Origin of the sequence: Pseudoalteromonas sp. S554, assembly GCF_005930865.1 — a bacterium.
Taxonomy (GTDB): Bacteria; Pseudomonadota; Gammaproteobacteria; order Enterobacterales; family Alteromonadaceae; genus Pseudoalteromonas; species Pseudoalteromonas marina.
Genome location: NZ_PNDV01000118.1, coordinates 1 through 10,638, shown reverse-complemented (window position 1 = coordinate 10,638; position 10,638 = coordinate 1). Strand labels below are relative to the sequence as shown.

General features: G+C 39.7%; 11 protein-coding genes. 6 read left to right on the top strand and 5 right to left on the bottom strand.

Annotated elements, in window-relative coordinates; genetic code table 11:
• Positions 1-260 precede the first annotated feature (260 nt).
• Entirely contained in the window at positions 261-539 is a 279-nt protein-coding gene (locus CWB65_RS18735; protein ID WP_100914091.1) for a helix-turn-helix transcriptional regulator, read from the top strand.
• A gap of 760 nt (positions 540-1,299) precedes the next feature.
• Here CWB65_RS18735 and CWB65_RS18730 read toward each other — a convergent pair.
• Positions 1,300-1,587 carry a helix-turn-helix transcriptional regulator gene (locus CWB65_RS18730; RefSeq protein WP_138741219.1) on the bottom strand — a complete coding sequence of 96 codons (288 nt, stop codon included), beginning with the start codon at positions 1,585-1,587 and terminating at the stop codon, positions 1,300-1,302.
• Positions 1,571-2,920 carry a tyrosine-type recombinase/integrase gene (locus tag CWB65_RS18725; protein WP_138741218.1) on the bottom strand — a complete coding sequence of 450 codons (1,350 nt, stop codon included), beginning with the start codon at positions 2,918-2,920 and terminating at the stop codon, positions 1,571-1,573. Before CWB65_RS18725 ends, CWB65_RS18730 begins: the two co-directional genes overlap by 17 nt.
• A 702-nt stretch (positions 2,921-3,622) precedes the next feature.
• Here CWB65_RS18725 and CWB65_RS18720 point away from each other — a divergent pair.
• Together CWB65_RS18720 and CWB65_RS18715 are read left to right on the top strand one after the other, a co-directional pair.
• On the top strand, positions 3,623-4,543 hold the full coding sequence (locus tag CWB65_RS18720) for a hypothetical protein (protein WP_138741217.1): 921 nt from the start codon (positions 3,623-3,625) through the stop codon (positions 4,541-4,543).
• Between the two features lie 113 nt (positions 4,544-4,656).
• Positions 4,657-5,574 (top strand): S1 family peptidase, encoded by a 918-nt coding sequence (locus tag CWB65_RS18715; RefSeq protein ID WP_171047600.1) that lies wholly within the window; start codon positions 4,657-4,659, stop codon positions 5,572-5,574.
• A 162-nt stretch (positions 5,575-5,736) separates the two neighbouring features.
• On the opposite strand, the gene CWB65_RS18710 is transcribed toward CWB65_RS18715, so the two are convergent.
• From CWB65_RS18710 to CWB65_RS18700, 3 genes are all read right to left on the bottom strand, one after another.
• Positions 5,737-5,934: a hypothetical protein gene (locus tag CWB65_RS18710; protein ID WP_138741215.1), complete on the bottom strand. Its 198-nt coding sequence runs from the start codon at positions 5,932-5,934 to the stop codon at positions 5,737-5,739.
• A gap of 3 nt (positions 5,935-5,937) precedes the next feature.
• Positions 5,938-7,131, bottom strand: coding sequence for a tyrosine-type recombinase/integrase (locus CWB65_RS18705; RefSeq protein WP_138741214.1), 1,194 nt, complete (start codon positions 7,129-7,131; stop codon positions 5,938-5,940).
• A gap of 204 nt (positions 7,132-7,335) precedes the next feature.
• Positions 7,336-8,196 (bottom strand): YicC/YloC family endoribonuclease, encoded by an 861-nt coding sequence (locus CWB65_RS18700; RefSeq protein ID WP_008130686.1) that lies wholly within the window; start codon positions 8,194-8,196, stop codon positions 7,336-7,338.
• 179 nt (positions 8,197-8,375) lie between these two features.
• Here CWB65_RS18700 and rph point away from each other — a divergent pair, with 179 nt between their 5' ends.
• Genes rph through CWB65_RS18685 form a run of 3 tightly spaced genes read left to right on the top strand, consistent with a single transcriptional unit; the run spans position 8,376 to position 10,194 of the window.
• A complete protein-coding gene (rph, locus tag CWB65_RS18695) occupies positions 8,376-9,089 on the top strand; it encodes a ribonuclease PH (RefSeq protein ID WP_006794745.1) in 714 nt (237 codons plus the stop codon).
• 18 nt (positions 9,090-9,107) lie between these two features.
• A complete protein-coding gene (gene pyrE / locus CWB65_RS18690; protein WP_006794746.1) occupies positions 9,108-9,752 on the top strand; it encodes an orotate phosphoribosyltransferase in 645 nt (214 codons plus the stop codon).
• Between the two features lie 55 nt (positions 9,753-9,807).
• A complete protein-coding gene (locus CWB65_RS18685) occupies positions 9,808-10,194 on the top strand; it encodes a diacylglycerol kinase (RefSeq protein WP_006794747.1) in 387 nt (128 codons plus the stop codon).
• The last annotated feature ends 444 nt before the right edge of the window (positions 10,195-10,638 follow it).

Sequence of the window (10,638 nt, the reverse complement as noted above, 5' to 3'; positions counted from 1 at the left end):
GTGGTTTAGCCGACGGTTACATAGCAACTGCGATACGCTGCACTTTAGTAAAATTTTTCATAAGCTATACCTCTGTTTTGGTTACAAAAGGAGCTTAAGTAATTAATAGGCAGGTTTTTGGCTAAAACTCTAAGAAAACCTGAGGACTTTCAGGTTGAAAACGGTATTGGAGTTCCTATTTAGGTCGACTGTTACCGAAAGGTTGCTAATATTAATCCATAAACGGTAATAAACTACTGGAGTGGAGGTGGAAGTTTATAATGGCTAGCTTGTCGGCCGAACAGCGAAAAGAAATTCTTGCGAAGCTAGAAAATGATGTTGCCAACAATGTAATCACTATTGGTGAATTAGTTAAGCAAGTTCGCACACAATTGTATGGTATGACACAAACTCAATATGCGAAGTTTATTAAGGTGTCTGACAAAACGCTTAGGGATATTGAAAAAGGCAATACTGATCCAAGAGTCTCAGTGCTTAATAAGATTTTAGCCCCTGTAGGCTTTCAACTATCAGTTCGTGCGGTTCGCCGTGAGATTTAAATTTTTATAGCTTAGGTGGGTAACTTAAGGAGAAAAGGTGCCAATTATTACGATTTCTGTATTTTTGATAAGTGTATTAGTACTGATTGTTGCATTCATACTTTTATATAAGCGTAAATAAGTAGTGTATAGTCTTGCCTTTAATATATTTTGTTCAAGCAACTCAGTAGTTAATGAGTTGTTATGAATCAAGAGTTCACAGGTGAGTCTTGATTGGTTCTTGGTTCTGTAAAAAATTCGAACTTGCTAAACGAACTTTTTTCTAAAGAGACTAACTAAAACAATTCTTTTGATATGACCTGGTCCCATCATTTTTTCAATATTCACACAATATTTTTATTTTTGGTTCTAGTTTCACTTTTACAATTTAAATTACCCTCAGGTAGTTGGAACTTTTTTTAAGTAATCAAAATCAACTCACTGATTTGTAGAATCCAACGACAAGATATATATCAATTTAAAAATACTCGATATTGTTATTTCACTATAGCGAGATAGTTCAAAGCATAACCTTATGCTCCGCCCGTTGTTTAATCCTCATTATGTTGTAACGCCAAAGGGGTATTACCTCTGCATATTATTCCTCGCAGGAAAGCAGTTTTCCTGCAATAGGGCACAGGTTTTCAATTGAAGTGTTTTCTGCGAGGTATTGCAGAAACATACTCATATAAAGTGTGAATGCTTTGATTTAAAAAGAGAATAGATGAATAAAACCCTGCAATATCTCGCAGGGTTTTGAACACGACTCTAAGAGCATGTATTAAAACTCGAACGTCATTGTGCAAGGTATTGCAGGATAGGATGTCATAGCGCTTCCTGACCAATTGTAAATTTGGTCAGAGTTATTCGATTCCTCTATGGCTTTCATCGCTAAATATTGCTCAATAGCTTCACGACTCCATAAGTTTTTTTTGCCGACCTTCCGATCCGGTTTGGGAAATTTTCCCGCTTTCATTTGGCCATAAAGCCATGATTTTTTATAGCCAATTATCTCCAAGACTTCATTAAACGTCAGCGGCGGCTCTACCTTTTTAAATGGTGACTTCATTGTTTATATCTTCTTTTTTTACTTCTTCTATCAGAGTTGTGATTAAGTTTGAGATGCCTATCGCGGCATCTTTTCTTTCATCGTATAAGTGAAGAGGATCGTGCTCGTAGAGTTTTGAGGAATGAGTAATGTATGATTCTGCAACTTCGCCTGTTACTTTTAAGGAGCTCAGCAGCGTTCGTGTGGTGTGCCTTAGTTCATGTACTACAAATTTTAAATCATCAGCGATGCGGTCAATGAATTTATTTACTGTTGTGTGGTGTATGTGTGGACTGCGGCTATTAGACTTTCGAGCAGGTAACAAATAATCTGAGCCATTGCTATACGCAGCCAGCTTATTTAAAAAATCAGTCGCTAGTGGCGTAATAAACATGGCTCTATTGGTTCCTGTTTTTGTTGTTTTCAGCTTCCATTGCAAATCTTCAAGCAAATCTTTGCCGTTTTCAATTGGTATTAAATCAATCATGAAATCGCTGAACTTAGCAGTGACCAGTTCTTCTTTCCTAACCCCAAGTAGGAGTATCAAATAAATCGTACAAACATTGGCGGGTTCGGTCTCCATAGCAGCTTCTAATCGACGGATTAAAGTTTTCAGTTCTTGCATCACTAAAGCGCGGCGATTACGTTTAGGTTTATACCCGATATCGGAAGCTTTAATGTTAGCGATGGGGTTTGTTTTAATGAGTTTGTATTGCACCCCTAATTCCATGATTCTACTTAAGGTATACCTGATATGATTAGCAAGAGCAGAGTGATCATTTAAATCTCGACACTGATCACATTCGCCATGAAACGAGCAATGTTTGCAGTTTGCTTTTGGGGATTTGGCATAAATATGGTTGGTTACTTTGATGAGATGCTTTTTATCAAACACTTTAAGGTAAACATCGCCTATTATGTTTTGAGCATAAGTTGAGTATTTCTGCTGGAGGTCAGGCAGGTTTTTAAGAGGAACGGCATCATCAGGAAAGTCAATTTCGTCGTGGTGTAAAAAGAATTCACAAGCTAAGTCGTCGAGTGTTTCAATCGAATTAATGCGCTGTTGCAGCTCCAAAAATGGCTCATCAATGAAGCCATGTTCTTTTAGTGATTTTTCATACTCTAGACAGTCACAAACGGCGTGCATAATTGAATAGCTTTTATTTAATACGCCCAATGATTTGTATACACGGTTTTTGTTGATTTGCTTACGAAAGACTGCGGTTAAACACCCCTCGAAAGACTTTATCGATAAGGCCCCCTCAATTTTAGTTAACTTGAACGTATCACCTTTCTCAAGTTGCAGTTGTTTTAGTGCTTTTTTCGCTCGTTCTATGCGTTTGCTAATTTTCAACGCGATCTCCGTCATCAGTGTTATACGAAGTCAGAAACATAAACCTATTTGGAGTTGTACTAAATTCTAAGTAATGGCAGCAAAAAGTTTGCTTTGCAGAGTGGTAACTTGAGGTGTAAAGAGAAGTAAAAAAAGCTTGAGGTCTTACAAGCCAAGTTTGGTAGGGGATAGAGAGGGAGTACGATAAAAAAGTATCGATTGTATTTTAATTAGGAGTTGAGCCAGGTAATAGCAGAGCTTTTCAATCATATTATCAACTCAATACAAATGCGGTTTAGCATTCTTTTAATTTACGGCAATTAACTCCGTAAATTTCCCTATTTATAAACTGGTTTGCTTTCTATCTAACTGATTTAAGGCAGTTCATGTTTGTTACTACCTAGCTGTAGAGATTTAACATATTTGAGTTCTGAACCAGTTGTGTCCAGATTTGATTGTGCCCCAAGACGTGTTTAGGCGAATTACTCAAAAGAGCGAACAGCGGTCATTCAACATTGCTTTTCTATTTCGTCAAAGTATATTTCTTGCATAGTCAGGAAAACGACCCCATCGCTCGTCTTTGTCCTGAAACAAAGCTAGAACTACTGTATTTTAGTTGTAATGGCAATTAGTTAAGAAGTTTGCTACAAATGAGTCATTCAGAAAAACGCGCGATTAGCTCGCTATAAACATGTTATATCACCTTAGAAAATGGAGTGCTTTGTGAAGTTCAAATTCGATATTAAGGCTAATGCAATTGATAGCTTTAATGAAGCCCTTGCTAAATATGAACAAGGACTGGGTGGTGATTTAAAGGCGTTTAAATTTTCCATAACTCACTTGGCCCATAGCATAGAGTTAGTACTCAAGATGTACATGCAAACACTAGATGACAATTTGGTTTTTTCTAAGTGCTATAAAGAAGTTTTGAAGAGATCCAAAGCGGATGAAACAGACCTCTTGTCAGCATTCAATGCTCTTGAAAATGAAGGCTTCGATTTTGGAAAATTAATACAGGGTCATATATCTCCCCATACGGTTACGGTCGAGCAAGCCTTATCAATTGCCAAGAGTGAAGTATGCGGAATAACTGGAAATCACTTTGTAGATCAGGATTTCATAGACGACATTAATTGGATGAAGGACCTAAGAAATTCGATTGAGCATTTTGAATTTGAATTTACCGCTAAAGAGGTTCGCCTCTGTGTCGGCAGACTAGTTAGAGGTTTGGCCGAGTTTACAGATATATTTTCTCTTTTCGATTTAGATGAAGAAGTGGGTGAAGACCGTATTCATATTTTCAAAGTATTAGCTGATGAATACGAACATGCCCTTTCGGAAGCAAATATATCGGTCTCAGAGCAAAAGCACCTACTATTTGCTGGAGTTAGGCCAAAACATCGGATGTTTATTGAGTGGAACGTCTATACGTGCCCGAGTTGCGGGAATGACACTATGATACCGAATGATGATTCGTCTACGGGCTATCGGTGTACGCTAGAGGGCTGTGAAAATGAGGAGTCAGAGGATATTGAAGTGGATTGTGATATTTGTGGTTCACCATGGCCTAATGGTGAAATGACTTCATGGGAAGATACATATTCCTATGTATGTCCAAGGTGTGAGAATCCCGAGGCATGGTGATATAACAAGCCACTGCACGCAGAAATTTTACTCGCTTTGCTCCTAAGATTCCGGTGAGTGGAGCGTTAGGCTTTTAATCCATTTCACCGCACAAGTCATACAAGGTTGAAGAAGTGCACAGAGTTTTAATTACTGAAAAGAATACCGAACTGAAAGATCTTGAACTAAAGTGGGGCCGTCCAGAGTTTTCATCTGATGACGGGTTAGGCTCATTAGATAGTTTGCATCAAGCTAGTGATGCCATTGTTTCTATAGCTGGCTATTTTGATGGTAAGTTGAAAAGTGTCGGCAGTGGAATAATAATCGGGCCTGGTTTAGTTCTTACAGCCTCACATGTATTTGATGAATTCCCCAGAACAGGCTCCGGCCCTGTGTTGCTTTCCTTTTTACCAGAGAGCAAGGCTCGAGCTTGGTTGCCAACGTCTACTGTTACTTGTTCAGGGCCAAGTACTTATCAGCCTTGGGATCCCTGCTCAAAGAAAATATCTGACCTTACAGTAGTATCATGTGATCTTAATTCTGAAGCTCATGTTGAGTACCCTTTATCACTAGTGCCCCTAGAGTTGTGCCTTCCTTTAATAGGCAGTAGATTGTGGGCTGTTGGGTTTCGAGATGGTGAGGTTGGCGAGGACTCTACCTTGGTTAGCCCTTTATTAGCTTCGGGCCTTGTTACAAACTGCTTTCCTCATGGCAGAGGCGAAAGAATGCCATCTCCTTGTGTAGAAGTTGACATGGAGACTTTGGGTGGTATGAGTGGCGGCCCTGTTTTTAATGAAGAAGGACACCTTGTTGGAATTGTATCTTCATCATTTGACGGTGGTCCTTCGTACATTACTCTTATCTGGGATGCAATGAGGCTATCTGTTGAAGGGCTGCCTAGTGAAATTTGGAAAGGGGAGTATGGAGGAATACTCGAAGGTATTGAACAAGGGATTGTTAGGGTTAGAGGGCGCTTTAAAGCTGATTCAGAAAGAAATATTACGATGACATTATCTGATGAAGAAATGAAGTATCTAGTGCCAAGCGAATAATTTATTAACAAAGCCTAACAAGCCCATTATGCGGGCGTTACGAATGACAGCTTGTGGCACACAACTGTCCTTCGTCCATAACACGTTTCTGTGCAAAATTGAGCTAGTTGATACTTTTAACTAGGCTGCTACTAGCTAATTAAACCGAAATTCAGCTTTCACTTAATTACATGGATACCAGTGGTTTCCTTGTTTTTGGATCTTTCCTCTATTACACGCCCTAATTAAAGCACGCCTAACCGTTTTTTCTTCCAGCATGGGAAAAGTTTGAACGATATATTCTGTGGTCGGCGGATAACCATCCCAATGTTTTAAGTCTTGGATTGTTTCAACAAGCCTCTTATCTGTTAATCGTTTCATATCTTACTCCGCTCTAGATAAGCATTCGTAAAAAGCTTCAGATAACATCAACAGTGCCTCTCGTTTTTCTGGCAAGAAAGAATACTTGTTATAGATGTGCTGCATCTTAGGGAGCTTGTGATTTAAGCATATTTCAGCGACCTGATCCGATACGCCTAGTTTTGCCAATAATGTCCTTGTTGTTCTTCGGATATCATGTGGTGCCAGCGCAAATGGCAGGTTCAGAGCTTTAAATGCGTGGTTTAACGTGTCGTGGTAGACATGAGGTATACGGCTTTGCTTTCTTGCCGGAAACACATACTCGCTGCCACAGGCTCTTATTTTTAGTTCATCAAGCCAAACGATGACTTGTGGTGAGAGTGGAACTAAGAACTCTCGGCGTGGTTTTGTGCGCTCCGCTGGAATTGTCCACAACAACTCGTCAAAGTCGAATTCTTCCCACTTAGCGCCTAACAGTTCCATCTTTCTAGTTGCCGTACAAAACAGCAAGCAGGTTGCTAGGTAGTTATCTCTACTAAAGGCGGTGCCTGCTGCTTCGGCTATGTCGAAAAACTGTCTGATTTGTTTTTCGTTTAAATAGGTATCTTTTGGTCTTTCTTCACCGCCTGCGTCCATAGCTGTGAAGGATAGGGCTAGGTTATGACGAATTAAATCGAGCTTAACAGCATGTTTAAATAACGCCTTCAGTAAATAAAGCGATTTATTTGCTATCGAAGGTCTCGGTGCCTTTGTTCGTGTGCCTTTTTTGATTTTCTGCAGTACATCCGAAATCTCCAAGCCATTTATCTCCGATATACTTCGCTTGCCCAATGGCTTTTTTAGATTCATTTCATAAAGGCGCTTTAAACGACCTGCATGTGAGTAGCGTGATTCGATGATGGTTTCAAAGTAGTGCTCAAATACGGCATCTAAAGTCTGTCTTGCTTGATGTTCAGCTCTTCGCTTTTCCATAGCTGGATCAATATCGTTAGCTAGCTGGTGGCGAAGAGCCACTGCTTTCTGCCTAGCTTCTTTCAGAGAAAGTGCAGGATATGGCCCGATGGTGATAATGGCTCGCCGACCATTTATCTGATAGCGGAATTTAAAACTGGCATATCCCGATTTGGTCAATGAGAAAAACAGGCCATCCTTATCTCCTATTCCCCGAACAGGGGCGGCCTTTTTAATGATAGATTTTAGTTGCGCTTCGGTTAACATTTATATCCTCCAAAATAATAGGGTTATTTGGACGACATTGGTGACTCGGCTAGTGGGTCACCACTCGGGTCACCACCGAACTACCACTCGCACTACCACTTTTTTGTATTTTTGGCCTAAATTATTCAAAATAATTTGGACGCTAAAAACACAAAAGCCCAGTATGACTGGGCTCTGGCGGAGGTGTTTGGACTCAAATGGATATTATTCTATATTTTGGATCTGCTCACGCATTTGTTCAATTAAAACTTTAAGCTCGACCGCCGCATTAGTAATATCGCTATTAATAGACTTAGAAGCGAGGGTATTTGCTTCTCGGTTAAACTCTTGCATCATGAAATCTAAGCGACGGCCACATGCGCCGCCTTTTTTAAGAATTTTTTTAGTTTCTTTAACATGAGACTTTAAGCGATCTAGCTCTTCAGCTACATCTTGTTTTTGTGCCAGATAAATTAGTTCTTGCTCAAGACGAGACTCGTCAATATTTGTCGTTAAATCTTCCAATTTTTGTTCAAGTTTCTCACGTTGCCATTTAGTAATTTCTGGCATGTGAGTTTCTACAGTGTTTACTTGCTCTATAATTGCATCAAGGCGAGTTGCTATCATCTCTTCTAAATTTGCGCCTTCATCACCCCGTGCTGATTTAAAGTCTTCTATTACTTCATCAAGCCCTGCAATTAGCGCTGTGTTTACGCTGTCCATATCCAGTTCTTCGGCTTCCATTACACCAGGCCAGCGTAAAATATCAACAGGGTTTATCTCACCATTACTTTGCTGTTGAACCCATTTAGCACTATTTATAAGTTGTTCAGCCAATGCTTGATTGATTGATAACTCACCAACATGAGCTGGGTTTGCAACAAACTTTAAAAATACTTCTACTTTACCGCGCTGTAGATGTTTACGTAAGCGTTCACGAATAACAGGCTCCATCCCACGAAATTGCTCTGGTGCGCGAATAAAGGTTTCAAGGTAACGTTGGTTAACTGATCGAACTTCCCAAGTGCCAGTGCCCCAATCGCCTTTTATCTCGCGACGCGCATAAGCTGTCATACTGTGGATCATGGATGGTTTCCTAAGTTTTATAATACATAATTAATTATTATTATACCGAAACACTCTCCAACCTCTAGGGAAAATTTAAGTAGCTGAATGTTTTGCAACCAGGTATTTGTTAAATCAGCATGGTATCTGTACTCACATACACTTATAATGTGGCAAATTATGAATTAAGGGGATCGTCAATGCGTCCAAGCCAAAGAACACCAAATCAAATTAGACCCGTATCATTTACACGTAATTATACTTTACATGCAGAAGGGTCTGTACTTGTTGAATTTGGTAATACCAAAGTACTTTGTACAGCTACGGTTGAATCGGGCGTTCCGCGTTTCATGAAAGGCCAAGGTAAGGGATGGATAAATGCTGAGTACGGCATGCTTCCAAGGTCAACACACACGCGCAATGCTCGTGAAGCGTCTCGTGGTAAGCAAGGTGGCCGAACAATGGAAATTCAACGTTTGATCGCACGTGCACTTCGCGCTGCAGTTGATTTAAAAGCACTTGGCGAAAACACAATTACTATTGATTGTGATGTCATTCAGGCCGATGGTGGAACACGCACAGCATCAATAAGCGGTGCTTGTGTTGCACTTGTCGATGCACTAACCCACATGCGTGCCAAGGGTATGATTAATTCAAACCCGCTTAAGCATATGATTGCTGCGATTTCAGTTGGCATATATAAGGGCCAAGCTATAAGTGATTTAGAATATATTGAAGACTCAGCGGCAGAAACTGATATGAATGTAATTTTAACTGAAACAGGTAAAATTATTGAAGTTCAAGGCACGGCAGAGGGCGAACCGTTTTCGTTTGATGAGCTTGATGAGTTACTTACATTAGCAAAACACTCTATTAGAGAGATCATTGACGTTCAAAAGCAAGCATTAGCATAAATAAGTAGGTAGCAAAAAATGAAAGATTACCAAAAAGAATTTATTGAATTTGCGCTAGAAAAGCAGGTACTGAAGTTTGGTGAGTTTACCCTTAAATCAGGCCGTACTAGTCCATACTTCTTTAATGCAGGCTTATTTAACACTGGACGTGATTTAGCACGGTTAGGCCGTTTTTATGCTGCAGCTCTAGAAGATGCGGCTATAGAATATGATGTTTTATTTGGACCAGCTTATAAAGGTATTCCAATCGCTACCACCACAGCTGTAGCATTAGCAGATCATTACAACAAAGATGTACCTTATTGCTTTAACCGCAAAGAGAAAAAAGCGCATGGTGAAGGCGGTACATTAGTAGGCTCACCATTAAATGGTAAAATCATGCTGGTGGATGATGTGATCACGGCGGGTACCGCAATTCGCGAATCAATGGAAATCATCGCAGATAATGGCGCAGACTTAAGTGGTGTATTAATAGCACTAGATCGTCAGGAAAAAGGTAAAGCTGAGCTCTCTGCTATTCAAGAGGTTGAGCGCGACTTTAATACACAGGTAATCTCTATTGTTAAACTTGCTGATTTAATTAGTTACCTTGAAAACCAAGGGACAATGGGTGAACATTTAGTATCAGTAAAAGCGTATCGTGATAAATACGGCGTAGCCTAAAATATAAAGCCTCGCATTGCGGGGCTTTCTTTTGACCTTTTAAAGAGCTTATTTAATGAAAGATGTATTCAAACCAAATGGATTAGGGTTCAAGCGTGTATTTAAAGCCACATACTGCTCCTATCTAGGATTTAAAGCAGCGTTTAAAGAAGAAGCTGCATTCAGGCAAGAGCTACTGATCTGCATAATCCTTTTTCCTTTTTCATTTCTGCTGGCATCTTCATTACTTCATTGGGCAATTCTTATGTGCTCACTGTTAGTGGTATTAATTGTTGAGTTATTAAACTCAGCAATTGAAGCACTAACAGATCGTGTAAGCACAGAACTACATGTTTTGTCAGGCAGGGCAAAAGATATGGGCTCTGCAGCCGTCACGCTTTCACTAATGATCCTTGTGATCTTGTGGGGAGTGAGTTTGTATATGAAGATCGTCGGATCTTAGCCTACTGTTTCAAAGCAAAATTGACGATACATGTTAATAAAATGAAAGCAATGTTGTTTTTTTAGTGTGTTTAGCTCAAATACTCATCGAACAGTATGTTTTTTCAAGTTTTCTTCAAAAAAGGGTTGATCTGTTTTCGGATCTCCCTATAATGCGACCCCACTGAGACGGCAGAGCAGGCAACGCTTAGCGAGGCAAGCAAACCACTTAGTGAGTCGAGTAAAACTTAAGTTTAGATTTTTATAAAATTTAAAATTAAGTGTTGACAAAAACACAGGAAAGCGTAAGATTCGCTTCCCTTGAGTCGCTAAGGCAACTCAAACGTTCTTTAACAATATAAAGCAATCATCTGTGTGGGCACTCGTACAGATTGAGTTCTAACAGCCAAGCTTAGTTCGCTAAGTGAGGCAAACAAATTAGAGTCTCAATTGAAACTGAGTGACC